Source organism: Shimwellia pseudoproteus, assembly GCF_016415625.1.
GTDB classification, from domain to species: Bacteria; Pseudomonadota; Gammaproteobacteria; order Enterobacterales; family Enterobacteriaceae; genus Shimwellia; species Shimwellia pseudoproteus.
Genome location: NZ_WBXP01000011.1, coordinates 73,123 through 97,676 on the forward strand (window position 1 = coordinate 73,123; position 24,554 = coordinate 97,676).

Genomic DNA, 24,554 nt, shown 5'->3' on the forward strand with positions numbered 1-24,554 from the left:
CTTACTGGTTATATGTTGCTGGTTTTTATTATTTGTTGCCGCTGCTGTCAGGCCTTAACAATAGGTTATCGCATCTGATCAGCCCGTGGAGGCAGAGTGAACTTCCAGCAACTTAAAATTATCCGTGAGGCGGCACGGCGGGATTACAATCTCACCGATGTCGCCGGCATGCTATATACCTCACAGTCAGGCGTCAGCCGCCATATTCGGGAACTGGAAGAAGAGTTAGGGATTGAGATCTTCATCCGGCGCGGGAAGCGCCTGCTGGGGATGACGGAGCCGGGGAAAGCGCTGCTGGTCATTGCTGAGCGGATCCTCAATGAAGCCAGTAACGTACGCCGCCTGGCAGAGGTATTTACTGACGATGCGTCCGGGGTATTGACCATCGCCACTACCCACACCCAGGCGCGTTACAGCCTGCCTTCGGTGATTAAAACCTTTCGTGAGCGTTTCCCGGATGTACGCCTCGAGCTGATTCAGGGCACCCCCCAGGAGATTGAAACCCTGCTGCATAATGGCGGGGCCGATGTGGGCATTGCCACCGAGCGGCTGAATAACGATTCGCTGCTGGTGGCCTATCCCTGGTTCCGCTGGTACCACACCCTGCTGGTGCCCGCCGGGCATCCGTTAGTCAACCAGTCGCCCCTCAGCCTGGAGCAGATAGCCCAGTGGCCGCTGATCACCTATCGCCAGGGCATCACCGGGCGCGGGCGTATTGATGACGCCTTCCAGCGCCGCGGGCTGTCCCCGGATGTGGTACTGAGCGCACAGGACTCGGACGTGATTAAGACCTATGTTGAGCTGGGACTGGGGATAGGCCTGGTGGCTGAACAAGCCGGGGGAGAAGAGAAAAACCAGCATCTGGTACAGCTGGATACCCGCCACTTATTTGAGGCGAACACCGTGTGGCTGGGGATCAAGCGCGGCCAGTTGCAGCGCAATTATGTCTGGCATTTTATTGAGTTGTGCAATGAAGCGCTCTCCCTGGAAGAGATCAAGCGCCAGGCTCTCGAGCCCGAAGAACTTTCTATTGATTATCAAATTTAATCTTTTCAATCCAGCAGACAGGTTGTTGCGTCATTTCTGAAAATGCCCGCCGCTAACGACGGGCATTTTTTTAGTCATAAATGCCTCTCAGGGGCGGCTGATGTTATTTTTCATCTGCTATTCAGTTGATTGTTTATATAAATACCAGAACGTGCGATTTTAATTTTTTTAATGTCTGGTGTTTTATGTAAATAACAGGGTGTTTCTTGCCGGATAAGCGATGTAACGTATTGTGCAATGCCTAACGTAAATTTGTGATCCTCCGGGCAAATCCTTTTGAAACCGGTTGCAGGTGATTGACGTCGCGATACATTGAAACCGGTTGCAGACAATGATTACCAGATAATTATCATAAAAGGGTCACTTATGGGCACGATACGAAATTATTCAGCGCTGGCGCGCGATATCCTTCAGGAGGTAGGAGGGGAGGCGAACCTGATCGGCTATACCCGATGCGCTACCCGGCTACGACTGGAGTTAAAACAAATCCCCCCGGAGGCCGTTGAGCGGGTAAAAAAACTCACCGGCGTTATCACGGTGGTGCTGAGTGGTGACCAGTTCCAGGTGGTAATTGGTACCCATGTGGCGGATGTCTATCAGGCAATGTCAGAACTGGTAAATAATAATGCGCTACAGGCACAGGCCAGCCAGAAAAAGCGCCCACTGGATGCAGTTATTTCTACCATGTCGGCGGTGTTTGCACCGATTGTTTATATTCTTGCCGCCGCGGGGTTATTGCAGGGTGCGTTAATTATCATTAAGCACTTCTTCCCGGCGTTTAATACTACCGGCACATTTGCGGTACTTAACTTTATTTCCTGGTCGCCTTTTGCGTTCCTGCCGGTATTTATTGCACTCACGGCGTCAAAGCATTTTAAGTGTAATACCTATATTGCTTTGTTATGTTGCTGTGCCCTGATCAACCCGGACTGGGCCGCGCTGGCGGCCAAAATTGCCAGCGGTGAGGGGCTGACCTTCCTCGGCCTGCCGCTGGCTAAAACGGTGTATACCTCATCGGTATTGCCGCCTCTGTTCCTGGTATGGGGGCTTTCTTACCTGGAGCGGGGCGTTAACCGGGTGCTGCACAGCGTGGTCGCGCCGCTATTTACACCACTGATCTGTGTGGTGGTGATGGTCCCCCTGACCCTGGTGCTGATAGGGCCGCTCACTGCGGGCCTGGCCAACGGTATTGCCCACGGTTACAACTGGTTATTTGAAGCAGCACCACCGCTGGCTGCGGCGTTAATCGGCGGGGTGTGGCAGGTGATTGTTATCTTCGGGGTGCACTGGGGGATTACGCCAGTCATCATGGCCAACTTTGATATGTATGGCCGGGATTCGTTCCAGGCATTCCAGACCCTGGCTGTGGTCGGCCAGATGGTGGCGGCGTTTGCCGTGGCCATGAAAACCCGGCAGAAAAGCTTTAAACCGGTTGCCTGGTCTGCCGGTTTTACCGGGGTGTTCGGTATCACTGAACCGGCTATTTATGGTGTCACGCTGCGACTGAAAAAACCGTTTATCTGCGGCTGTATTGGCGGGGCGGCGGGGGCAGTGGTTGCCAGCTTCTTTAGTAGCTATTACTACGCCTATGCCGGGCTGCCGGGGTTACTGACCATTGTTAACGCCATCAGCCCGGAAAATCCGGAATCCTTTACCGGCATGGTGATGGGGCTGGGTGTCACGGTGGTCCTGACCACGGCGTTAGTATTTATTGTTGGCTTTCGCGAGCCGGATATGCCCGGTGATCAGCCGTCTCAGCCAGAAAAACCGGCTGCGGACAGCACCCCGGCAGCCCCGTCCAGCGGGCCTGTGGCGCTGGTCAGCCCGGTAGGGGGAGAGGTTATTGCCTTAAGCCAGGTGAAGGATGAGAGTTTTGCCGGAAAACTGCTGGGTGATGGTGTGGCGATTATCCCGTCCGAAGGGGTGATTGTTGCGCCGTGCGATGCCGAAGTTGCCACGGTGATTGAGTCCGGCCATGCGGTAGGGCTGCGCTGTGATAACGACGCGGAGCTGCTGATTCACGTGGGGCTGGATACGGTAAAATTGAACGGCCAGCACTTTCGTACCGCGGTGAAACCGGGTGATCGGGTAACCGCCGGGGCGCCGTTAATTTACTTCGATAAAGACGCCATTATTGCCAGCGGTTACGATATCACCACGCCGTTCCTGGTGATGAACAGCGAGGATTATCAACTGACGGTTCATCAGGGAAGCGGCAAAATCGTCGCCGGTAATTCACTGATGTCTCTGGCATAATCCTGACCAGGCTGCCCGGTTAACGGTGCAGCCTGGTATTCGAGATTCCGTTTGCCGTTGTGGGTAAAACGCATTACATTCTCGAAGGTTGTAGACAGTCAATGAAGCGCCTGCTGGGGAAGGGTTGTATGGTAAAAATGACGGATGTTGCAAAAGCCGCTGGCGTTTCTAAATCCACGGTGTCCCGGGTGCTCAATGGCAAAGATATTGTCAGCGAAGAAGTCAAAGCCAGCGTGTATAAAGCCATCCAGGAGACCGGATACCGCCCCAATCTACTGGCCCAGCAACTGGCCACCCAAAAAAGCCGGATGATCGGCTTTGTCATGACAAACACCCTGTACGATGGCCCTTACTTTTCTACCCTGGTGTACGGGGCCGCCGCCTGCAGTGAAAAATACCAGCACCAGTTGATCTTTGCTGACGGTAAACATTCTGCCGATGAAGAAAAACAGGCGATTGATTGCCTGGTGGGAATGAAATGCGCCGGTATTATTGTGTATCCCGGTTTCCTGACCACCGCGGAGCTGGATGAGATAATTACCCGTAGTCCGGTGCCAATTGTGGTCCTGAACCGTCAACTGGACAAACATCCCGGGGCCTGCGTTGCCTTACCGCATTACGCCAGCGCGGCGCTGATGGTGGCGCATTTACTGGATTGCGGCCATCAGCATATCGCTTTTCTGAGCGGTAACCGCCATTCCCCGACCAATGAAATGCGCCTGGAGGCATGGCGTGACGGGCTCTCTTCCCGGGGGATCGCGCTGGGCGAGGAGTATATCGTCCAGGGGAACTGGACAATGGAGAGCGGTTACCAGAGCACTTGCCGGTTGCTGGAAAGCAATATTCCGTTCAGCGCCATCCTGGCCGGGAACGACGATATGGCCCTTGGGGCGATGAAGGCGCTACAGGATAGCGGGTATCGGATCCCGGAAGACTGCTCTGTGGCCGGGTTCGATAATGCCCGGGTGTCGGCGTTTGTCTCCCCGGGGTTAACCACGGTCAATATTCCGCTGATCCCGATGGTGCAACAGGCGGTTGCCTATTTACTGGGTATCCCCCAGGTGAGTGAATCCTCCCTGGCCGGGGAGCTGATTATCCGCCACTCTGTCGGTGCGGTTGTGCCGGAATCTCCCCTCAATCAAGCCTCTCCAGCGGCCCGCTGAGCACACTATTCCTTCCAATCATCTCCGGTTTCTGGCCCGGCAGTGTCATAACTGGCCGGATTGCACTATTTTTTGTCTGAAGTGTGTAATGTCACGCGGTAACAATTTTCATATGATAATGATTCTTGTTTGTGTTGTGTGAGTCACAGAGAATCAGCCATGAAGATTGATGCTAGCGAGTACCCCGTTGTCCGCATAGATAGTAAACCTGCGCACCGCGTTGCGATAGATTGCGTATTGGCCGAGTTTTCTCGCCTGCTTGCCCGGGAAGAAGCGTTTGTCTTTATTGGGGAGGGCCTGCCCCTCGACGGTGGGGGAGACCCGGAAGATGCCCGGGTGGTCTCTCGCTGGATGAGGATCAACCGGGCGGCGCTGTCGCGACTGGTCAAAGGCCAGGTGCAGATTATTACCGACCCTGATGCTCGCCAGGCGGCAGAGACATTCTCGCTGGCATTCGCTTATTTTTGGGGGTATCCGATGTTTGTTGTTGGCAGTGAGCAGGAAGCCCGCATCAAAGTTATATCACTGCTCAGTCTCTGAAACTCACCAATCAATAAGGAAGCGTAAGGTGGATGTAGCGTATGCCCCGGACTACCCGGACCATATTGCCCGGCCTGTGGCGGTGATGGCACTTAACAGCACCACGGATATCTGGGAATTTCCGTTTCACCGGCACCGTAAGGCACAGCTGTTGTTTGCCGATACCGGGCTTATCACCCTCGAAACAGAACAGGGTGTGTGGGTGGTGCCACCCCAGGGCGCCGTGTGGATACCTGGCGGACTGATGCACCGGGCCAGGAATAGCGGTAATCCGCGCGGATATGCCGTTTTTATTGCGCCGGACATCATTGATGGCGCGTTTTGCCAGTGCCGTACCCTGGCGGTATCCCCGTTCTTGCGGGCGTTACTTGAGCGCACCGCCGCGCTGCCGGAGGATTATGATACCCGTGGCGGTCAGGGACGGTTAATGACGGTATTACTGGATGAAATTGTTGCTGCACCGCAAGAGCAGTTGCACTTGCCGATGCCAGCGGATCCGCGGTTACGCAAACTGGCAGACGCCATGTTATCGGCACCCGCCACCCATGCCACCCTCGATCAGTGGGCCAGCCAGATAGGCATGAGCCAGCGCAATATGGCGCGGCTGTTTGTGGCGGAAACCGGGCTCAGCGTCAGTAAGTTGCGCCGCCATATGCATGTTATCACCGCTTTACCGTTATTAGCGCAGGGCCAGCCGCTCAAGGTTATTGCCGATGGTCTGGGCTATGACAGCCCCAGTGCATTTATCACCATGTTCAGAAAAATGGTCGGCGCACCGCCCCGGCGTTTTCTCAGTGAGCGCCGCGCCAGCATTAATGGTGGTGAGGCATCGCCCCCGGAGTCATGGGCTAATCGGCAGTGACCCGTATACGGTGGGATAATAACCTGCCCCTGGTCCTGTAACGGCCTTCTGTATTGCCAGCCGGCGCTGTGCCGGTTTTACCACACCCTGTCTTCCCGATAACCGGGCGAATTATCGCGTGTCATCGCGCTATTGCGCCTGGCGCCATGTAATGTCTGGAGTAATCAATGGCTATGTATCGCCATAGGGCTTTGCACGCCCTGAATATAAGGTTCAGCACGATGTCATGCCTGTGTGCTCTGGCGGTGATTCCCACCTGGGCCGCCAGCGCAGAGGCGGCCGATAGCGCATCTTCCGCCACCACCGGGGGGGAACAGCAGCACAATGCCCCCGCTGGGGACACGCTGGTGGTGTCGGCAGCGGCCCAGAGCAGCCAGAGCAGTGACACCGATAGCGACTCCTCCTGGGCTGCCGGGGAAATGCACTCTGCCACCGGGCTCTCGCTGACCCCCCGTGAAACGCCGCAGTCCACCTCTGTGGTGACCCGCCAGCGGATGGACGATCTGCAACTGAATTCAATAAATGATGTATTAGCCAATACCACCGGGGTATCGTCGACCACGCTCGATTCCGAGCGGGTGAATTACTACGCCCGGGGGTTCAGGATCAGGAATTTCCAGTATGACGGCGTGCCGACCACGCCGATCTCCGGTGATTACACGCCGGGGGAAGGGGTACTTGATACGGCATTTTATGAGCGTGTCGAAGTGGTCCGGGGGGCGGCGGGGCTGTTGCAGGGCACCGGTGACCCTTCTGCTGCGGTGAACCTGATCCGCAAACGCCCACTGTGGACCTTCGCCGCCACCGGTTCTGCCAGTGCCGGTTCGTGGAATAATCACCGCAGTATGCTGGGGAAGGTGCGAATAAGCGGGGAAATTCTTCTCGGCTGACTCAGTCATTTCATTTCTTCATGTTTGAGCCGATTTTTTCTCCCGTAAATGCCTTGAATCAGCCTATTTAGACCGTTTCTTCGCCATTTAAGGCGTTATCCCCAGTTTTTAGTGAGATCTCTCCCACTGACGTATCATTTGGTCCGCCCGAAATAGGTTGGCCAGCGTGAATAACATCGCCAGTTGGTTATCGTTTTTCAGCAACCCCTTGTATCTGGCTTTCACGAAGCCGAACTGTCGCTTGATGATGCGAAATGGGTGCTCCACCTTGGCCCGGATGCTGGCTTTCATGTATTCGATGTTGATGGCCGTTTTGTTCTTGCGCGGATGCTGCTTCAAGGTTTTTACCCTGCCGGGACGCTCGGCGATCAGCCAGTCCACATCCACCTCGGCCAGCTCCTCGCGCTGTGGCGCTCCTTGGTAGCCGGCATCGGCTGAGACAAATTGCTCCTCTCCATGAAGCAGATTACCCAGCTGATTGAGGTCATGCTCGTTGGCCGCGGTGGTGACCAGGCTGTGGGTCAGGCCACTCTTGGCATCGACACCAATGTGGGCCTTCATGCCAAAGTGCCACTGATTGCCTTTCTTGGTCTGATGCATCTCCGGATCGCGTTGCTGCTCTTTGTTCTTGGTAGAGCTGGGTGCCTCAATGATGGTGGCATCCACCAAAGTGCCTTGGGTCATCATGACGCCTGCTTCGGCCAGCCAGCGATTGATGGTCTTGAACAATTGACGGGCCAGTTGATGCTGCTCGAGCAGGTGGCGGAAATTCATGATGGTGGTGCGATCCGGCAGGGCGCTATCCAGGGATAACCGGGCAAACAGACGCATGGAGGCGATTTCGTACAGAGCATCTTCCATCGCGCCATCGCTCAGGTTGTACCAATGCTGCATGCAGTGAATGCGTAGCATGGTTTCCAGCGGATAAGGTCGCCGGCCATTACCAGCCTTGGGGTAAAACGGCTCGATGACTTCCACCATGTTTTGCCATGGCAGAATCTGCTCCATGCGGGACAAGAAAATCTCTTTTCTGGTCTGACGGCGCTTACTGCTGAATTCACTGTCGGCGAAGGTAAGTTGATGACTCATGATGAACCCTGTTCCATGGCTCCAGATGACAAACATGATCTCATATCAGGGACTTGTTCGCACCTTCCCCAGGCAAATAATAAGGCCTTATCGTAAATTAAATGCGCGGGATGGCCCGTATAAGTAAATGCGAACTACTATCAATATTATCTCGTTTTACTGTATTAAAAATTAGCCAGATATTATTTTACCGTTGCGCTTATTGCATTTTCCCAGGCGGACGGTTGGTTTTCACGTCGCCATTTTGCTTGCGCTGGTGTGCCGGGGGCGTGGGGGATGGCATCCGGAGACGGCCCGGCCATTTTGTTACCTATTTGTGGGATTCAGACTGTTCTCTGCGCCATCTGTGCTAATTTTACTGTCTGGTGTCTGTTTATTGGGCAGTGGTACCCACTATCTGCCCAGGAGATGACAGGCTTTTCGATTAGCAGTTGCCCAAATCGTTAGCATAAAGCGCAATGTAATTTATCGGGAACGGTACTAACTGCGGATTTTAGGACTGTTATACCAGGAACATGCTTTCAAATTGTGATATAAATCACGCGATAAATGCGCATTAACGCAGGTAAGCAACTAATAAATTTGAGAAGAAGGTATGTCTCAGGTAATGGATGAAAAACCGACACGTGATCCAGGTGGACGTCTGGCACTGTGGTTATTTTATGGTTTTTGCCTCTACTCCGTATGGGCAATGGGTCGTTATTTTTGGGTCGTTGGCGGCACCGATCCCGCAACCAGCGGGGCAGGGGCGTCAGAGCTGAACTCTGCAACCGGGATCTGGCTGGGCGCACTGTGCGGCTTTATGGTCCTGGGCGGCGTGTGTGCGCTGCTGGGGGCGCTGGTCTGGTACACCCGGCCACGGCGGCATCACCACTAATCCCGGCGGTTATCTGGTGATATCCGGTGTCTGCCTCTGGCGCTGATGCCCGGGGCAGGCCGCCGCCAGCAGAATACTGTCACGCTGGCGAACACGTTACCCGTGTTTGCCAGGTTGCCTGCGCTTCGCGATCAAAACCCCTATTGTGTTAACTGCTTTGTGATACTCTGGTCCTTATTTCGATTGAAGAAATGGTCGACGTGATGCCCGAAGTCAGTGTATTCAACAATAAACAACGTGATCACCACGCCGCGCCGGATATAACCCCGGCACTTGATGTTTTAGTGCAGGTACTGGATATCTATCGCCCGGTAGCGCTACTGGCGCAGATGAATGCCGTTGGTGAACGCAAATGGACTCGCCCTCTGTTGCAGCGCATGCTGGACGGAGATAATAATGTCGCAGGTATCAGCAGCGCTGAATATCACGCGCTGGTGCAATTATTACCGGCCCCTCCCGCTATCCATCCCGATTACCGTTTCCGCTTTGTCGATCTGTTTGCCGGTATTGGCGGCATTCGCCGGGGGTTTGAAGCCATTGGCGGCCAGTGCGTCTTCACCAGCGAGTGGAATAAATTTGCGGTACGCACGTATAAAGCCAACTGGTATTGCGGGCCGGAGCACCATTTTAATCAGGATATCCGTAGCCTGACCCTGAGTAATCAGCCCGCGGTGTCTGATGAGCAGGCCGCTGAACATATTCGCCAGACCCTGCCCGCTCATGATGTCCTGCTGGCCGGGTTCCCCTGCCAGCCGTTCTCGCTGGCCGGGGTGTCGAAGAAAAACGCCATGGGGCGCGCCCACGGGTTTGCCTGTAAAACACAGGGGACCTTATTCTTTGATGTGGCGCGGATCATCGCCGCCAGGCGGCCAGCGATTTTTGTGCTGGAGAATGTCAAAAACCTCAAAAGCCACGATCAGGGCAATACCTTTCGGATCATTATGCAGACCCTGGATGAGCTGGGGTATGAAGTTGCTGATGCCGATGTTACCGGGGCGCCGGATCCGAAAATTGTTGACGGTAAACATTTTTTGCCCCAGCACCGGGAGCGTATCGTGCTGGTGGGCTTCCGCCGCGATCTGAATCTGCATCCCGGATTTACCCTGCGGGATTTACCCCAATTCTATCCTGCCCGTCGGCCGACCTTTGGCGAGTTGCTTGAGCCAGTGGTGGATGCCAAATATGTCTTAACCCCAACCCTGTGGCACTACCTTTACCAGTATGCCCGCAAGCACCAGGCCAAAGGCAACGGATTTGGCTATGGGCTGGTGGATCCGACCAACCCCCACAGTGTGGCCCGCACGCTCTCTGCCCGTTACTTTAAAGATGGCGCTGAGATTCTGGTCGATCGCGGGTGGGACAAGGCGCTGGGGGAGCTGAACTTTGCCGATCCGGAGAACCAAAAACGCCGCCCGCGGCGGTTAACCCCCCGGGAATGCGCCCGGCTGATGGGGTTTGAAACCCCGGGTGGCCTGCCGTTTCGGGTGCCGGTATCTGATACTCAGGCCTACCGTCAGTTCGGTAACTCAGTGGTTGTCCCGGCGTTTGCCGCCGTGGCCAGGTTACTCGAAAGCCGGATATTGCGCGCGGTCGCGCTGCGCTGAGTGGGTTACCCGGGTGGACGTTCACAGTAAGGCGGTGCGCAGCAAAAATATGCGCGCCATCGGCACCCGGGACACCGCCATTGAAAAACGGCTCGCCGGATTGCTGACGCAGACCGGCGTTGACTGGCAGCCACAGGGGCAGGGGCTGCCCGGTAAGCCGGATTTTGTTATCCCGGGTTACCGGAGTGTGATTTTTACCCACGGCTGCTTCTGGCATCACCACCACTGTTATCTCTTTAAGGTTCCGGCTACCCGTACTGAATTCTGGCTGAGCAAGATTGCCGCCAATGTGCGCCGCGATAACCTGGTTATCCGCCAGCTGCGGGACGATGGCTGGCGGGTACTGATCATCTGGGAATGTGCGTTGCGGGGTAAGTTACGCCGGGACGATGAGTGGTTGTCCGAACGTATTGAAGAGTGGCTGTGCGCGGGAGGGCCGCTGGCGCAGATTGATCCTGAGGGGATCCACACCAGCGACCTGCCTGATTAATCAGTCCGCGCGCTTGCAGGGCACTACCCGGGGTTTATCCGGGAACAGCGATTTGCCCAGGGTGACCAGCACCACTGCCAGAATAATCACCCCCAGGGCCAGCCACTCCCGCGGCGACAGTGACTCACCGGCAAAGGTGGTGCCTAACAAGACTGCCACCACCGGGTTTACATAAGCGTAGCTGGTGGCCAGCGCCGGGGTGACGGTGCGAATCAAGTACATATAAGCACTGATGGCTATCATCGAGCCAAACACCGCCAGATAACCCACCGCCAGCCAGCCCTGTAGTGACGGCGCGTGCTCGAGTTTTTCACCGCTGATGCCGGCGGCGAGCAGCAGCAGGAGCCCGGCCGCAAGCATTTCAATCGCGCCCGCCATCAGCCCCTGGGGGAGTTCAATACGGGTGCCATAGACCGAGCCAAAAGCCCAGGTTAGGGAGCCGGCGAGGATCATCAGGGCTCCCCAGGGATTACCGCTGAGATTTCCCCCACTGTTGAGCAAAATAATACCGCTCAGGCCGATGGCTATCCCCGCCCATTCCAGTTTACGGGTGGCGATGCCGAATAACCGGCTAAAACACAGGGTAAATAATGGCACCGTGGCCACCATGACCGCGGCAATACCGGAGGGCACGTTCTGGTGTTCCGCCACGGTGACACAGCCGTTACCCATTGCCAGTAATAAAAAGCCCAATAGTGCCGCATTCAGCATTGGCCGCAGGGCGGGTAGCTTGTGGCCGCGTACCAGTAAGATCCCCAGCATCAGTAACCCGGCCACGCTGAAACGGATACCGGCCATCAGTAGCGGTGGCCAGCTTTCAACACCAATACGGATAACAAAATAGGTAGAGCCCCAGATGATGTAGAGCGCAAACAGCGCGCCGAGCAGGGGTAACAGACGACCAACACGCATACAGCCTCGCAGCAGTGACACCAACGATCAAGGCTATTAGTAAACGAGAAAAACAGATAGCTGGCGAGTTATTTAATTGTATCTGTTTTGTTAATTCTAATTGACGGCGTTAAATGTTTAAGGTCCGTTTATTTTCGTCCATACTACGTGGCGGTAATGACGTATAAAAAAGGATAAAAAGTTGGCTGGAAGTAGTTTATTAACGCTGTTGGATGACATCGCCACGCTGCTGGACGATATCTCAGTGATGGGCAAGGTTGCGGCGAAAAAAACCGCCGGGGTGCTGGGGGACGATTTGTCACTCAACGCCCAGCAGGTGTCTGGCGTGCGCGCTAACCGGGAGCTGCCCGTGGTATGGGGGGTGGCCAAAGGGTCGCTACTGAACAAAGTTATCCTGGTGCCGCTGGCGCTGTTGATCAGTGCATTTATTCCCTGGGCTATCACGCCGTTGCTGATGATGGGCGGGGCTTTTTTATGCTTCGAAGGGATGGAAAAGGTTATCCATAGTCTGTCCCGGCATAAAGGTGTTGATCCTGAACAGGCGCGGATCCAGCGGCTGGAAGCACTAAACAGCGCGGATATGCAGGTCTATGAACGCGATAAAGTAAAAGGGGCGATTCGCACCGATTTTATTTTATCTGCCGAGATCGTCGCCATCACCCTGGGGATCGTGGCCGGGGCGCCGCTGCTGAATCAGATAATTATCCTCGCCGGGATAGCCGTGCTGGTGACCATCGGGGTGTATGGCATTGTCGGGGTGATCGTTAAACTGGACGACATGGGATACTGGCTGGTTGAGCGCCACAGCGGTGCTGCAAAACTGCTCGGCCGCGGGCTACTGGCCCTGGCGCCACGGCTAATGAAATTGCTCACCGTGGTGGGGACCATTGCGATGTTCCTGGTCGGGGGCGGCATTCTGGTACACGGTATCGCGCCGTTGCATCATCTGACAGCACAGTGGGCTGCCGCCGGGGGGGCCGTGGGGGAGATGTTATTACCGTCGGTGGTGAACATTGTGACCGGTGCTATTTGTGGCGGCGTGATTATTTTAGTTGTTGAATTCATTCAGCACCTGCGCGGGGGTGGTGACCATTAAAAAAATGTTGTATATATGTTGCGCAAAATTGCCACTATTAGCTATACCCTATTATTCAAGGTGCAGGTGGGTGGCAATGCGGCGCTTCTCGCGATCGGCATTACGGTAGAACGCGGAAGGCGTGACCTCCCCAGCGGGGTGAGACTCAGGGATGTGTTTTGTTGCGCTGCCACCGTGCTGCATGTCAGAAGTACGACGGTGAGCTGGCTGAATACGTTTTACCACTGAATTTTCACCCCTGATACCGGAGTCATTTATGGTCTATGTGGTCAGTGATGAAGTGATGCACAAGAGTGGCGGGCAGCGCATGGTGGTAACCGGGCTGTCCAGCGGCATGGTTGAGTGCCGCTGGTATGATGGTTACGCCGTGCAGCGTGAGGCTTTTCACGAAGATGAACTGTTACCGGGCGAGCAGGCTTTCGCCTGTGAACGTTAATCTCTGGCCGGAGAACTGTCATTTCCCGGCCACCTCGCAACATTTGTACAGCACCGCTCCCTAAACCCTCTTCGGAGGGTTTTTTGCATTGCGAGTCATAGGGCAGGGGGGATAGGCGATTCCCGCGTGCGATGTGTGCAGAACCGCTACACTCTTTTTGTGTGCCAGATTGTTTTGTACGCCAGATTATTCTTTATGCCGGATTGCGGGGCTCTGGTGCCCGGTAATCGCTAATTAACCGCGTTACTTACCTGGTCTTTGTGGTGAGTGCCTGTGATGTATCAGGGAGTACACGAGTGTCCAACGGTTCTATCCGGCAAATGCTGAGCCGGATCAAAAACCCGATTCGGGTAGTGAACTGCTGTTTTAGTGCAGTATTGCTGTTGTCGTTACTGTTGTCATGGCGGGTTGCTGTGGTGCTGGAACGGGCCTACATCGGGGAGCAACTTTCCGGCCTGGAAGGGGTGGCATCCACCGTGGATCGCCAGTTCCAGCGCAGTGTGGACAATCTGTTATTCTACCGCAGCACTATGCACTATGCGCTCCAGTCCCCGGCATCCACCGATAAAGTCCGCGAGGCTATTCGGCAATTCGATGCCCGGCGTACTGATCCCGACTGGATGATCCGCCTGGATCAACAGCGCGGCCTGCCGATTTATGGTGTCTCTGATGGGTTTGTTGAACACCACCCGCCGCTGACCCGGGATTTTGACGATCTGGACGGTGAGCTGACGGCGACCCTCGAACTCAGTTATATATTACAGCTTGCTGATTACAGCCGGGATTTTCAGCGCCGGGTGTTTTACGTCTCCCGGGCGGGATACTATATGAGCACCTCGCCACTGCCCTCGGGTAACCGCAGTGAACGGATTATGCCGCAGATTCTGGATGCCGCATGGTTCGGGGGCAACCGGGAGCACGTCAACCGCTCCCGGGGGGTTATCTGGACCGCCAGCATCTACCCGCTGCGCGGAATCACTGCCAGTGTTCCGCTGGATATGGACATGAACTGGTATGGGGTGCTGGGAATGGACTTCTCGCTGGACTCTATCCATGCGTTTCTGCTTAACGCTATCCATAATAAAAGTGATGGCACCATTTTACTGTTCAACCGCCACTTCGATCAGATAGCATCGAGTGCCTTTTTCCCGCCCCAGAACCCCCTTTTTAGCCAGGCTCAGATGCACCAGTTGAGCAGTGTGGTGAGCGGTGATCAAATGGAAGGCTATGTGCGCATGGGGTCGCGTTTTGTCTCCTGGGCGAAGCTAAAAAGCTATGATGGGGTTCTGGTGAAGATCCATACCCTGCGGGAAGGGATCAAAGGGGAGTTCGGGAATATCAGCAGTGTTTTGCTGCTGCTGGGGGTGTTGTGCAGTGTGATCCTGATGGTGAGCTGGTATGTCATGTTACGGCTGGTCAGCAGCATGATTCGCCTGCAGGGGGCGCTTAGCTGGCGGGCTAACTTTGACACCCTGACCCGGTTATATAACCGGGGGGCGTTTTATGATAGTGCCAACCGGCAGATGAAAACGTGCCGCGAGCAGCACCTGCCGTTATCGGTTATCCAGATGGATCTCGACCACTTTAAGTGGATCAACGACGAACACGGCCACAGCACCGGTGATAAGGTCCTTGCCCATACCGGGGCGACAATCATGACGGCCCTGCGCAGTGCTGATGTGGCCGGCAGGGTTGGCGGCGAGGAGTTCTGTATTTTATTACCCGGGGTCAACCTGGCGGATGCCGGGCTGGTGGCGGAACGTATACGCCAGCGCATCAGCAGCAAAGAGCTGCTGGTGCATGCCGGGACTACTATCCGCATTACCGCGTCCTTTGGGGTCAGTTGCACCACCGAATCGGGGCCTGATGATTTTACCCATTTACAAAACCGGGCCGACAAACGGCTGTATTATGCGAAAACTCACGGCCGCGATCAGGTCTGTACCGGTGAACCGCCACCCACCAATTATGGTGATTGATCCCGCAGATGATTGCAGATGATTATCGGGGGAAACCGGCCGGGGCGGCACCCTGCCTGGCTTGGGCAGGGTATAGCAAAAACAGAGAGTTAAACAGAATAAATAGGTGGCAGAATGGGGCTTGTCTGGCAGATTAAACCTCTATATCTTGTCTGGGCATCGGGTTCCTGGTGTAACGAATTTTCAACTGCTTCTTGCTCAGGCAAGCTTGATCCCCGCGTATGCGGGGATCTTTTTCTTCAGCGATTACATTCCACGCTACTGAAGTCACGGATATCCAGCTCGAACGCTTCTGCCAGTTCACTGAGGGTGTGATAACGGGAACCGCCAATCGTCACTTGCTGTGGGTCCTCGTCACCGCCAGTCAGGGTGATTTCGCTCTCGCTGATCTCATTTATTGCCGCCAGCAAAGCATCAACATCAACATCTGCGTGCGTCTGCGTGGCAGCACGGAAGGTGGGTATTGTACGTTTCATTTGCTGGACCCCTGGTTACGTGCCCATTAAAGAGTATAGCGGGCAGCGTGAATTTCTCTGCCCGGCAGGGCGCAAAACGGGAATGATTATCACTGCCTGTGTTTTGGGCTACACTGCGAGGAGAGAAATTTGGAGGTTATATGAATATTAACGATCGGGTAACGGTAAAAACAGATGGTGGCCCGCGTCGGCCTGGTGTTGTGCTGGCGGTTGAGGCGTTTAGCGAAGGGACAATGTACCTAGTCTCTCTGGAAGATTACCCTATGGGCATCTGGTTTTTTAATGAAAAAGGCCACCCGGACGGGATTTTTGTTGAGGGATCTTCCGGGGAGAATGCGTAACCCGGGGGAACAGATAATTCTGTAAAATAATTACCGTGATAACTATTGTCATGGCAACAATAGCTAAGCGTGATTGCCATCTATGGGGTATAGTTCCTTCACCCCTTTCAAGAGCTAAGCCACAGCAAGTGAGTGCCGGAGATAAGCGCCGGATGGGGGTTAAACCATACCCGGGGCCTGCCCGGGTTCTGTATTTTGAGATATTGATCCGGTTCTCATCTTTTCTTCTGCCTATCCTGAGCCTTTCGCGATATAACGCTGTGATACTTCATTAATTCTTCATGATTAGCAACAGGTTACGCCCGTTACTGACCAGGATAAAAAAGATGCATCCCAGACAACGTATCCAGCAGTCATTATCGCTCCTTACCCCTGAGCTGCAGCGTGCGGCAAGCTTTACCCTGACCCACAGCCACGATGTGATGACCTTATCCATGCGCGCTTACGCACATAACGCCGGGGTGAAGCCCGCCACTCTGCATCGCCTGGCGCAGCGCCTGGGCTATGAGGGCTGGGCGGCATTAAAGCACGACTTTATTACCAGCCTGACAGTGAGTGCCGAAAGCCCGACCCGCCGGGCCAGACGGCTGGTGGAGGAGGCCAACGATCCTGCCCGGCTGTATGACGATATGTTTGCCGCCCATACCCGCAATATGGCCCGCTGCCGCGATGAAAATCGCGCCGCCATGGGGGAGACTATCGCTCTGATGGATGATGCTGAGCATGTCTATATTTGTGGCTTCCGCGCCAGCTTCCCCATTGCCTGGTCGGTTTATTATGTCTACCGGCTATTTAATAAGCAGGTGTCGCTGATCGACGGCTTCGCCAGTAATGACGAGATGTTTACCCGTGAGATTGGCCCTGAGGATGTGCTGGTGATTATCGGTTTTGCCCCATACTCCCGGGAGTCCCTGATGGTTCATGAGGCGGCCCGTGCTGTGGGGGCGACAATTATTGCGTTAACGGACGCGATGACCTCTCCGCTGGCGGCGGGGGCGGCGAAATCCCTCTGGTTTCCTACCGATGGCCCGTCTTTTTTCCCGTCGGTGGTGGCCGGGATGGGGGTGGCAGAATCACTGCTGGCGGCGCTGGTTAACCGCCACGGCGCCCAGGCGGTGGAGCGGATTAAGCACGCCGAAAATTACATGATACGCAGCGGGGCGTGGGTGGTACCGGGTAAATAGGCCCGGGTAGCCCGGGCCGGGGATCAGCGCTGGATCAGATAATGAATGGTCGGGCCATCCTGCTGCACATCCAGTACGGTGTACCCGTGGTTACGGGCATCCTGGGGGATATTATTAATCGACTGCGGGCAGTCGCTGATCACTTCAAGGATCTGGCCTTTGGCCAGTTGAGGAAGTGCCTCAAGGGTCGCCACCGCCGGGTAAGGGCAGGGCTCACCGCGCATATCAAGCCGAAAATCAGGGACAGGCTGGTTCACAGGGAATTCTCCATTGTGGCTGCCGGGGCGGCAGCTTTTTTCGTGCGGAAGAAGCGTCTCTCCCAGGCGACGATCAGCAAAAACGCGGCCAGTAACAGCAGATAGGTCACCAGCAGGCCGCCCAGTGGGCCAAAGCGTTCCAGTAAGTTAACTTTTGGCCAGCGGGTTGCCAGCGGTGCTGAGATATCGTCCCATACCCAGGCCAGCAGCGTGGAGCCCAGCACGTTACCAATACCCACCCACCAGTAGTGGACCTGGCCCTCAACGGCGCGGTACATCCAGCCGGTTTCACAGCCCCCCGCCAACACAATACCAAACCCGAACAGTAGCCCGCCGATCACGGCGTTGGGGCCTGCCCACATAATTTTTGGCGCCATGCCCAGTTGCACATAGCTGAAAATCCCCAGCGCGCTGACGGCAATCCCCGCCAGAATGGCTTTGGCCATTTGGGTGCGCCCGGTGATCCACAGATCGCGGAACGCGGAGGTAAAACAGATCTGCGCCCGCTCAATCAGCAGGCCAAATGCCACCCCAAACAGCATCGCCATCCCCAGTTTGGGCTGATGGAGAGCCAGGGACGCGGCCCAGCCGAGCATAGCGATAAACACCAGCATTCCGAGGCGAAAGCGGCGTTTAGCGCGATCCGGCTGCTGGGTAAAGGGGGTGGCGGCAGTCACTTTTTGCAATGTCACCGGAATACGGAACATCGGCAGCAGGGTAAAACGGGCCCCGAACCAGGTACCGATGGCGGTTGCCAGCGCGAACAGCCAGGCGTGCAGTGAAAACTGCGGGATCCCGGTAAAGAAGGCAGCCAGATTACACCCCATGGCGAGGCGCGCGCCAAACCCGGCAATGGCGCCGCCGATGATGGCCTGGAATACCCGGATTTTATGCTGCGGAAAGCGCAGTTTTACATTGTTGGCCCATAAGGCGGCGGCAAAACAGCCCCCAAACATGCCGATAATCATCACCCCATCAATGCGGGTCAATGGGGTACCATCCAGATGCATCAGCTTATAATAGCCCCAGGTTTCCGTATGAACCCCCGCAAGCTGGAGCAGTTCGCCCCCCCAGCGGGTAAATTCACCGGTAACCGCCCAGAAGGTGCCGGTTATCCCGAAGTAATAGGTAGAGAGTAGGCCGGCGGCGATAACCGCCGGAACCGGTGACCAGAATTTGATAAGGTATTGTTGCTTGAAGTCGTGCCAGGACATGGCGGTTATCCTCTGAACTCAGACGGAATCGTCACTCTGTGCGCCGGGGCGCCAAAAGGTAAGGCGCGAATCATACGCCTTACCCATCAGAACCACTACTCAATGTGGTGATTATTTATCCCTGATCAATTTTCACCGCGGTGCTTACAGGGGTGGCGGGCGGCGAGCTTTAATGCCAAAATATTTTTTTGCTCCGCATCGGGGAAGAGGATGAAAAAAATAGCAATTCTGGCCACTGCACTGGCACTTAGTGGCTGTGTGCAGGTGGACAACTACCAACACGTTGTAAAAGTGCCCGCACCTCAGGAAATGGTTGGGTATTGGCAGAGCAGTGGCCCGCAGAGCAAACTGGTCAGCCCGGAAGCCATCGCCAGCCTGGTGGTTACCGCAGATGGGGATACCCTGGATTGCCGGCAATGGCAGCGGGTGATTGCCGTGCCGGGGAAATTAATGCGCCGGGATGATTATCTGTATAACGTGACCAGTAAGCTTGAGATCTACGATATTGCTCTCGACACTGCCAGCCTGAATTATGCCGGGATGACCTTCCACAAGGTGAACCGCCTGACACCAGAATGTACCGATTACCTGGCTAAACATCCGTTACCGGCCAGTATCAAATAATCGCCTGAAGCGTCTTATTTCAGGGCTGCTGCCCGGGAAGGTCCCGGGCTGACAGTATATCACTACTGATCCAGCACCTCCTGCAATACCCAAACACTGACCCCACCCGCCGGGCAACTGAAGGTTCCCTGGCCCTGATCATCGCAGGCGACGTGCTGGCGTTCAGGATCGAGAAAATCACACCATACCTTCGCGGCAAAATTTTCCCCCAGTGGGATAACCTTTTCCCCTTCATCGCCGTTTGACATTACCACCACACAGCCTGGCTGCGATGCGGTACCGCTGCGGCTAAAGGCGATGCAGTTGGGATGATCAAACCACAGAGTTTGTACACCATGCGCGAAGCGCTGACGGGCGGTAAGTAGCGACGGTAGTACCGCAATGGCCGGTATGTCGATGTGATAGGTGTTGCCGTCATCGCCGGTATCCTCATAGCCCGCGCCAAAGAGATCCGGCCAGAAAACGCAGGGGACGCCATTTTCCCGCAGCAGGATCAAGGCGTAGGCCAGCGGTTTAAACCAGGCTTCGACCGGGGCCTCCAGGGCCTGAAGAGGCTGGGTGTCGTGGTTAGCCACCAGGGTGACGGCATGAAATGCATCGGCCTCGACCAGGGTGCCGCTAAAGATCTGGCTCAGATCATAGTCACGCCCCTGGCGCGAGGCGGTATGAAAATTCATTTGCAGCGGGGCATCGAACAGCATGGTCTTGCCGTCCACCTGGTCAATATAGGCCTGAAGTTTATCCGTTTCGTGGGACCAGTATTCCGCGACAATAAACAGCGGATCGGGGGCGGTTTCCTGCACATGGTCAATCCATTGCTTATAGAACCAGGCGGGGATGTGTTTGACCGCATCAAGGCGAAAGCCGTTACAGCCAGTTTGCTCCAGCATCCAGCGGGCCCAGTATTTGATCTCTTCGGTTACCGCCCGATTGCGAAAATCAATATTCTCGCCCATCAGGTAGTCGAAATTGCCCATTTCGTCATCCACCTGGTCGTTCCAGCCCTCTCCGGTGTAGTCATTGACGATTTTAAATACCCCGTCTTCATCCGGGTTTTCGATATGATCAATACCGCTGAAACAGCGAAAGTCCCAAATAAACGCCGAATATTGCCCCTGGCGAGCGGGGAAGGTGTACTTCGTCCAGCCTTCGCAGGGGATTGGGGTGGTGTCTATTTGGGTGCGATCATCCGCATTGACCCGGTTCACCGTAATTGACTCTTTTTCGTCTGCCCCCATTTTGTGGTTAACCACCACATCCATCAGAACCGCAATCTGCTGGTGCTGCAGGGCGCGGATCGCCTCAAGCAGTTGTGCTTTGGTGCCGTATTTTGTGGCGACGCTGCCTTTTTGATCAAACTCGCCCAGGTCGAACAGATCATAGCTGTCGTAACCAACAGAATAGCCACCGGAGGCGCCTTTATAGGCCGGGGGCAGCCATGCCATCGTGATGCCGAGCGCCTGAAAGTGCTGGGCTTCAGATGCCAGCGTCTCCCAGAGCTTGCCGCCTGCCGGGTAGTACCAGTGGAAGCATTGCAATAATGTTGGATTGGACATAATCACCTCGCCAGCGAATAGAATTATTGAGTATGGAGGGGGTGGCAAAAATAGCCGCAGGTTGGAGGAATATTATTCGATTGCGGCAGCGCTCACAAACGCTGAGAAAAGTCTACTTTCCCTATATAACGAAAAGGAATAATTTGTAGCGTAGCGTTGTAACGCAACGGAGTGCATCGTTCTACACTAGCAATAAATTATTGATTTGGGGTATCTATGAATTTTGCAAAATTTGGTCGCCGTTCCCTGTTGGGGGCTCTGGCTGTCGTGATGGTTGCTGGCGCCAGTGTTCAGGCTGTCGCTGCTGAAGGACTGTTAAATAAAGTTAAAGAGCGCGGCACCTTGCTGGTGGGGCTGGAAGGAACCTATCCGCCGTTCAGTTACCAGGGCGATGACGGCAAACTTACCGGTTTTGAAGTGGAGTTTGCCCAGCAACTGGCTGCGCATCTGGGCGTGAAAGCCGATCTGAAGCCCACCAAATGGGATGGGATGCTGGCGTCTCTGGATTCGAAACGTATTGATGTGGTGATCAATCAGGTCACTATCTCTGATGTGCGTAAGAAAAAATATGATTTCTCCACCCCGTATACCGTTTCCGGTATTCAGGCGCTGGTGAAAAAGGGCAATGAAAACACCATTAAAACCGCTGCTGACCTGAAAGGTAAGAAAGTGGGCGTCGGCCTGGGCACCAACTATGAAGAGTGGCTGCGCCAGAACGTACCGGGTGTGGATATTCGCACCTATGACGATGATCCGACGAAATACCAGGATCTGCGCGTTGGCCGTATCAATGCCATTCTGGTTGACCGCCTGGCGGCGCTGGATCTGGTGAAGAAAACCAATAACACACTGGCGGTTGCCGGTGAGCCGTTCTCCCGTCAGGAATCCGGTGTTGCCCTGCGTAAAGGTAATGAGGATCTGCTCAAGGCGGTGGACGATGCGATCGCGAAGATGCATCAGGACGGTACGCTGGAGAAACTGTCCCAGAAATGGTTTGGTGCCGACGTTACTAAATAATGCTCGTCTGTTTATCTTAAAGGTGCTGAAAACAGCACCTTTTTTCATTACCGGGGCCTGGATCCTGCTGTGCTGGTGCATAATAACCAGCATCAAGCAGAATTTGTGCGTCTGGAGGTTATATGCCACTGCAACATCTCACTCATTTTCCGCGCCTGGAGCTGATTGGCGCGCCCACACCGCTGGAGTATCTGCCGCGGCTTTCTGATCATCTCGGCCGGAAAATTTATATTAAGCGTGATGATTTAACCCCGATGGGCATGGGTGGTAATAAACTGCGCAAGCTGGAGTTTTTGGCCGCCGAGGCGTTACGGGAAGGGGCTGACACACTGGTGACCGCCGGGGCGATACAGTCAAACCATGTACGGCAAACCGCGGCCGTGGCGGCGAAACTGGGCCTGCATTGTGTCGCGCTGCTGGAAAACCCCATTGGCACCACGGCGGAAAATTACCTCACTAACGGCAACCGCCTGTTGCTGGATCTGTATAACGTACAAGTCGAAATGTGCGCCGCACTGGATGCCCCGGATAGCCAACTGGCTGAACTGGCGGAACGCCTCGAAGCGCAGGGCTTTCGTCCTTATGTGGTGCCGGTTGGCGGCTCTAACGCCCTGGGGGCATTGGGGTATGTGGAAAGCGCCCTGGAAATTGCCCACCAGTGCGAAGATATTATTGATCTTTCCAGCGTTGTCGTGGCTTCCGGCAGTGCCGGTACCCATGCGGGGCTGGCGGTGGGCCTTGAACATTTGCTTCCTGAGGTCGAAGTGATCGGGGTTACCGTTTCGCGTACCGTGGCGCAGCAACAGCCTAAAGTCGTCGCCCTGCAGCAGGGCGTGGCAAATGCGCTGGAGATCACGGCGACAGCACCGATTACGCTGTGGGATGACTATTTCGCCCCCAGTTACGGTATGCCAAATGACGCCGGCAATGAGGCCGTAAAACTCCTGGCCAGCCTGGAAGGGATTTTGCTGGACCCGGTCTACACCGGCAAGGCGATGGCCGGGCTTATTGATGGTATCAGCCGTAAACGTTTTAAAGACGATGGCGCCATCCTGTTTGTGCACACCGGCGGGGCGCCGGCGCTGTTCGCCTATCATCCCCATGTTTGACCAGCCCTCTGGCAGGATATAATTACTAATGCAAGAAAGTCTTCAACTGGTGCTGGATTCAGCACCGTTTTTACTCAAAGGCGCCGTCTTTACGCTGCAACTCAGTATTGGCGGGATGTTTTTTGGTCTGGTACTGGGGTTTATCCTGGCGCTGATGCGCCTGTCCCCGGTCTGGCCACTCTCCTGGCTGGCGCGCTTTTATATTTCCGTCTTCCGGGGCACCCCTCTGATTGCCCAGTTGTTTATGATCTATTACGGTCTGCCGCAATTTGGCATTGAGCTGGATCCCATCCCCGCCGCAATGATTGGCTTATCCCTGAATACCGCGGCTTATGCGGCAGAAACACTGCGGGCAGCCATTGGCTCGATTGATAAAGGCCAGTGGGAAGCTGCGGCCAGTATCGGTATGAGCCCGTGGCAGACCATGCGCCGGGCTATTTTGCCACAGGCGGCCCGGGTGGCGCTGCCGCCGCTGAGCAACAGCTTTATCGGCCTGGTGAAGGACACCTCCCTGGCGGCGACTATCCAGGTGCCGGAGTTATTCCGCCAGGCACAGCTGATCACCTCCCGTACTCTGGAGGTCTTTACCATGTATTTGGCTGCCTCGTTAATCTACTGGGTTATGGCGACGGTGCTGTCGGTATTACAAAATTATTTTGAGCAACAACTGAACCGCCAGGAGCGTGACAGCAAATGAGTACCATTAATGTCAAACAGCTGGTGAAGCAATTTAACGGACAAACGGTGCTGCACGGCATCGATCTTGATGTGCAGTCCGGGGAAGTGGTGGCCATTATCGGGCCCAGTGGCTCCGGTAAGACAACCCTGTTGCGCAGTATTAACCTGCTGGAAAAGCCCGAGAGCGGTATTATTTCCGTTGGGGATATCTCGATTGACGCCAGCCAGCCGCTGAGCCGCCAGAAGGCGAAAGTGCGGGCGCTGCGCCAGCATGTCGGTTTTGTGTTCCAGAGCTTTAATCTGTTCCCGCACCGCACTGTGCTGGAGAACATCATTGAAGGGCCGGTGATTGTGAAAGGCGAGCCAAAAGCGGAGGCCACCGCCCGGGCCCTTGAGCTGTTGGCGAAAGTGGGGTTAACCGGTAAAGAAAATAGCTATCCCAAACGGTTGTCCGGGGGGCAGCAGCAGCGGGTGGCCATCGCCCGGGCACTGGCCATGCGCCCGGAAGTGATTTTATTCGATGAGCCGACCTCGGCGCTGGATCCTGAACTGGTTGGTGAGGTGCTGAATACGATGCGCCAGCTGGCGCTGGAGAAGCGCACCATGGTGATTGTTACCCATGAGATGAGCTTTGCCAGGGATGTTGCTGACCGGGTTATTTTTATGGACCAGGGGCGGATTGTGGAGCAGGGGCCTGCGAAGGCGGTATTTGCCGATCCTCAGCAACCGCGTACCCGTCAGTTCCTTGATAAGTTTCTGGGCTTTGTTGAATAAATCAGATTTCGGGTAAGTCTCCCCCGTAGCGGGTTGTGTTTTCAGGCAATACGCACACTTTCAGGCATACCTGCTTTCGTCAT

26 protein-coding genes are annotated in these 24,554 nt (G+C 55.3%); 19 read left to right on the plus strand and 7 right to left on the minus strand.

Annotated features, from left to right (window positions below):
* The first annotated feature begins 96 nt into the window (after positions 1–96).
* From cbl to F9C28_RS07225, 6 genes are all read left to right on the plus strand, one after another.
* A complete protein-coding gene (cbl, locus tag F9C28_RS07200; RefSeq protein WP_199014553.1) occupies positions 97–1,047 on the plus strand; it encodes an HTH-type transcriptional regulator Cbl in 951 nt (316 codons plus the stop codon).
* Positions 1,048–1,413: 366 nt separating this feature from the next.
* Positions 1,414–3,303, plus strand: a complete 1,890-nt coding sequence (locus F9C28_RS07205) for a glucose PTS transporter subunit IIA (RefSeq protein WP_199014554.1) — start codon at positions 1,414–1,416, stop codon at positions 3,301–3,303.
* 137 nt (positions 3,304–3,440) lie between these two features.
* A complete protein-coding gene (locus F9C28_RS07210) occupies positions 3,441–4,466 on the plus strand; it encodes a LacI family DNA-binding transcriptional regulator (protein WP_199014555.1) in 1,026 nt (341 codons plus the stop codon).
* A gap of 159 nt (positions 4,467–4,625) precedes the next feature.
* Positions 4,626–5,006: a hypothetical protein gene (locus F9C28_RS07215; RefSeq protein WP_199014556.1), complete on the plus strand. Its 381-nt coding sequence runs from the start codon at positions 4,626–4,628 to the stop codon at positions 5,004–5,006.
* A gap of 28 nt (positions 5,007–5,034) precedes the next feature.
* Positions 5,035–5,868, plus strand: a complete 834-nt coding sequence (locus tag F9C28_RS07220) for an AraC family transcriptional regulator (RefSeq protein WP_332909404.1) — start codon at positions 5,035–5,037, stop codon at positions 5,866–5,868.
* 221 nt (positions 5,869–6,089) lie between these two features.
* The gene (locus tag F9C28_RS07225; RefSeq protein WP_199014557.1) at positions 6,090–6,758 is read left to right on the plus strand and encodes a TonB-dependent siderophore receptor; all 669 of its coding nucleotides are present in this window, start codon (positions 6,090–6,092) and stop codon (positions 6,756–6,758) included.
* Positions 6,759–6,866: 108 nt separating this feature from the next.
* Here the strand turns inward: F9C28_RS07225 and F9C28_RS07230 are convergent, their stop codons facing one another.
* Entirely contained in the window at positions 6,867–7,847 is a 981-nt protein-coding gene (locus F9C28_RS07230; RefSeq protein WP_213082774.1) for an IS5-like element IS5 family transposase, read from the minus strand.
* A gap of 607 nt (positions 7,848–8,454) precedes the next feature.
* Between F9C28_RS07230 and drpB the strand changes: the two genes are divergently transcribed.
* The 3 genes from drpB to F9C28_RS07245 all read left to right on the plus strand — a co-directional run bounded on the left by drpB (position 8,455) and on the right by F9C28_RS07245 (position 10,818).
* Positions 8,455–8,724: a cell division protein DrpB gene (gene drpB / locus F9C28_RS07235; protein ID WP_199014581.1), complete on the plus strand. Its 270-nt coding sequence runs from the start codon at positions 8,455–8,457 to the stop codon at positions 8,722–8,724.
* Between the two features lie 203 nt (positions 8,725–8,927).
* Positions 8,928–10,328: a DNA cytosine methyltransferase gene (locus F9C28_RS07240; protein ID WP_233148964.1), complete on the plus strand. Its 1,401-nt coding sequence runs from the start codon at positions 8,928–8,930 to the stop codon at positions 10,326–10,328.
* Between the two features lie 13 nt (positions 10,329–10,341).
* Positions 10,342–10,818, plus strand: a complete 477-nt coding sequence (locus F9C28_RS07245; protein WP_199014559.1) for a very short patch repair endonuclease — start codon at positions 10,342–10,344, stop codon at positions 10,816–10,818.
* Here F9C28_RS07245 and yedA read toward each other — a convergent pair whose 3' ends face one another.
* On the minus strand, positions 10,819–11,730 hold the full coding sequence (gene yedA / locus F9C28_RS07250; protein ID WP_199014582.1) for a drug/metabolite exporter YedA: 912 nt from the start codon (positions 11,728–11,730) through the stop codon (positions 10,819–10,821).
* 181 nt (positions 11,731–11,911) lie between these two features.
* Here yedA and F9C28_RS07255 point away from each other — a divergent pair, with 181 nt between their 5' ends.
* On the plus strand, positions 11,912–12,826 hold the full coding sequence (locus tag F9C28_RS07255; RefSeq protein ID WP_199014560.1) for a DUF808 family protein: 915 nt from the start codon (positions 11,912–11,914) through the stop codon (positions 12,824–12,826).
* A 51-nt stretch (positions 12,827–12,877) separates the two neighbouring features.
* On the opposite strand, the gene F9C28_RS07260 is transcribed toward F9C28_RS07255, so the two are convergent.
* Positions 12,878–13,051, minus strand: coding sequence for a hypothetical protein (locus F9C28_RS07260; RefSeq protein WP_199014561.1), 174 nt, complete (start codon positions 13,049–13,051; stop codon positions 12,878–12,880).
* Between the two features lie 31 nt (positions 13,052–13,082).
* Between F9C28_RS07260 and F9C28_RS07265 the strand changes: the two genes are divergently transcribed.
* Positions 13,083–13,262: a YodC family protein gene (locus tag F9C28_RS07265; protein ID WP_199014562.1), complete on the plus strand. Its 180-nt coding sequence runs from the start codon at positions 13,083–13,085 to the stop codon at positions 13,260–13,262.
* A 296-nt stretch (positions 13,263–13,558) separates the two neighbouring features.
* A complete protein-coding gene (gene dgcQ / locus F9C28_RS07270; RefSeq protein ID WP_199014563.1) occupies positions 13,559–15,241 on the plus strand; it encodes a cellulose biosynthesis regulator diguanylate cyclase DgcQ in 1,683 nt (560 codons plus the stop codon).
* A gap of 239 nt (positions 15,242–15,480) precedes the next feature.
* On the opposite strand, the gene F9C28_RS07275 is transcribed toward dgcQ, so the two are convergent.
* Complete coding sequence (locus F9C28_RS07275) at positions 15,481–15,717, minus strand: DUF2525 domain-containing protein (protein ID WP_199014564.1); 237 nt, start codon at positions 15,715–15,717, stop codon at positions 15,481–15,483.
* A 140-nt stretch (positions 15,718–15,857) separates the two neighbouring features.
* Here F9C28_RS07275 and dsrB point away from each other — a divergent pair, with 140 nt between their 5' ends.
* The gene (gene dsrB / locus F9C28_RS07280; RefSeq protein ID WP_199014565.1) at positions 15,858–16,058 is read left to right on the plus strand and encodes a protein DsrB; all 201 of its coding nucleotides are present in this window, start codon (positions 15,858–15,860) and stop codon (positions 16,056–16,058) included.
* A 326-nt stretch (positions 16,059–16,384) separates the two neighbouring features.
* Entirely contained in the window at positions 16,385–17,242 is an 858-nt protein-coding gene (locus F9C28_RS07285) for a MurR/RpiR family transcriptional regulator (protein ID WP_199014566.1), read from the plus strand.
* Positions 17,243–17,265: 23 nt separating this feature from the next.
* Here F9C28_RS07285 and yedF read toward each other — a convergent pair whose 3' ends face one another.
* The gene (gene yedF / locus F9C28_RS07290) at positions 17,266–17,499 is read right to left on the minus strand and encodes a sulfurtransferase-like selenium metabolism protein YedF (protein WP_199014567.1); all 234 of its coding nucleotides are present in this window, start codon (positions 17,497–17,499) and stop codon (positions 17,266–17,268) included.
* Positions 17,496–18,713, minus strand: coding sequence for a selenium metabolism membrane protein YedE/FdhT (gene yedE, locus F9C28_RS07295; RefSeq protein WP_199014568.1), 1,218 nt, complete (start codon positions 18,711–18,713; stop codon positions 17,496–17,498). The genes yedF and yedE overlap by 4 nt, the downstream gene beginning before the upstream one ends.
* Positions 18,714–18,923: 210 nt before the next feature.
* Between yedE and yedD the strand changes: the two genes are divergently transcribed.
* The gene (gene yedD / locus F9C28_RS07300; protein WP_199014569.1) at positions 18,924–19,337 is read left to right on the plus strand and encodes a lipoprotein YedD; all 414 of its coding nucleotides are present in this window, start codon (positions 18,924–18,926) and stop codon (positions 19,335–19,337) included.
* Positions 19,338–19,399: 62 nt separating this feature from the next.
* Here yedD and amyA read toward each other — a convergent pair whose 3' ends face one another.
* Positions 19,400–20,893, minus strand: coding sequence for an alpha-amylase (amyA, locus tag F9C28_RS07305; RefSeq protein ID WP_199014570.1), 1,494 nt, complete (start codon positions 20,891–20,893; stop codon positions 19,400–19,402).
* 216 nt (positions 20,894–21,109) lie between these two features.
* Here amyA and tcyJ point away from each other — a divergent pair, with 216 nt between their 5' ends.
* The 4 genes from tcyJ to tcyN all read left to right on the plus strand — a co-directional run bounded on the left by tcyJ (position 21,110) and on the right by tcyN (position 24,471).
* Positions 21,110–21,910: a cystine ABC transporter substrate-binding protein gene (tcyJ, locus tag F9C28_RS07310; RefSeq protein ID WP_199014571.1), complete on the plus strand. Its 801-nt coding sequence runs from the start codon at positions 21,110–21,112 to the stop codon at positions 21,908–21,910.
* Positions 21,911–22,032: 122 nt separating this feature from the next.
* Positions 22,033–23,019: a D-cysteine desulfhydrase gene (dcyD, locus tag F9C28_RS07315; protein ID WP_199014572.1), complete on the plus strand. Its 987-nt coding sequence runs from the start codon at positions 22,033–22,035 to the stop codon at positions 23,017–23,019.
* Between the two features lie 28 nt (positions 23,020–23,047).
* Complete coding sequence (gene tcyL, locus F9C28_RS07320; protein WP_199014573.1) at positions 23,048–23,716, plus strand: cystine ABC transporter permease; 669 nt, start codon at positions 23,048–23,050, stop codon at positions 23,714–23,716.
* Positions 23,713–24,471 (plus strand): L-cystine ABC transporter ATP-binding protein TcyN, encoded by a 759-nt coding sequence (gene tcyN, locus F9C28_RS07325; protein ID WP_199014574.1) that lies wholly within the window; start codon positions 23,713–23,715, stop codon positions 24,469–24,471. The genes tcyL and tcyN overlap by 4 nt, the downstream gene beginning before the upstream one ends.
* Positions 24,472–24,554: the final 83 nt, after the last annotated feature.

Coding starts and splice junctions, on each gene's coding strand:
- F9C28_RS07205 (WP_199014554.1), top strand. CDS start 1,414: ATGGGCACGATACGAAATTATTCAGCGCTGGCGCGCGATATCCTTCAG.
- F9C28_RS07210 (WP_199014555.1), top strand. CDS start 3,441: ATGACGGATGTTGCAAAAGCCGCTGGCGTTTCTAAATCCACGGTGTCC.
- F9C28_RS07215 (WP_199014556.1), top strand. CDS start 4,626: ATGAAGATTGATGCTAGCGAGTACCCCGTTGTCCGCATAGATAGTAAA.
- F9C28_RS07225 (WP_199014557.1), top strand. CDS start 6,090: ATGTCATGCCTGTGTGCTCTGGCGGTGATTCCCACCTGGGCCGCCAGC.
- F9C28_RS07230 (WP_213082774.1), bottom strand. CDS start 7,847: ATGAGTCATCAACTTACCTTCGCCGACAGTGAATTCAGCAGTAAGCGC.
- drpB (WP_199014581.1), top strand. CDS start 8,455: ATGGATGAAAAACCGACACGTGATCCAGGTGGACGTCTGGCACTGTGG.
- F9C28_RS07240 (WP_233148964.1), top strand. CDS start 8,928: ATGCCCGAAGTCAGTGTATTCAACAATAAACAACGTGATCACCACGCC.
- yedA (WP_199014582.1), bottom strand. CDS start 11,730: ATGCGTGTTGGTCGTCTGTTACCCCTGCTCGGCGCGCTGTTTGCGCTC.
- F9C28_RS07265 (WP_199014562.1), top strand. CDS start 13,083: ATGGTCTATGTGGTCAGTGATGAAGTGATGCACAAGAGTGGCGGGCAG.
- F9C28_RS07275 (WP_199014564.1), bottom strand. CDS start 15,717: ATGAAACGTACAATACCCACCTTCCGTGCTGCCACGCAGACGCACGCA.
- dsrB (WP_199014565.1), top strand. CDS start 15,858: ATGAATATTAACGATCGGGTAACGGTAAAAACAGATGGTGGCCCGCGT.
- F9C28_RS07285 (WP_199014566.1), top strand. CDS start 16,385: ATGCATCCCAGACAACGTATCCAGCAGTCATTATCGCTCCTTACCCCT.
- yedE (WP_199014568.1), bottom strand. CDS start 18,713: ATGTCCTGGCACGACTTCAAGCAACAATACCTTATCAAATTCTGGTCA.
- yedD (WP_199014569.1), top strand. CDS start 18,924: ATGAAAAAAATAGCAATTCTGGCCACTGCACTGGCACTTAGTGGCTGT.
- amyA (WP_199014570.1), bottom strand. CDS start 20,893: ATGTCCAATCCAACATTATTGCAATGCTTCCACTGGTACTACCCGGCA.
- tcyJ (WP_199014571.1), top strand. CDS start 21,110: ATGAATTTTGCAAAATTTGGTCGCCGTTCCCTGTTGGGGGCTCTGGCT.
- dcyD (WP_199014572.1), top strand. CDS start 22,033: ATGCCACTGCAACATCTCACTCATTTTCCGCGCCTGGAGCTGATTGGC.
- tcyL (WP_199014573.1), top strand. CDS start 23,048: ATGCAAGAAAGTCTTCAACTGGTGCTGGATTCAGCACCGTTTTTACTC.
- tcyN (WP_199014574.1), top strand. CDS start 23,713: ATGAGTACCATTAATGTCAAACAGCTGGTGAAGCAATTTAACGGACAA.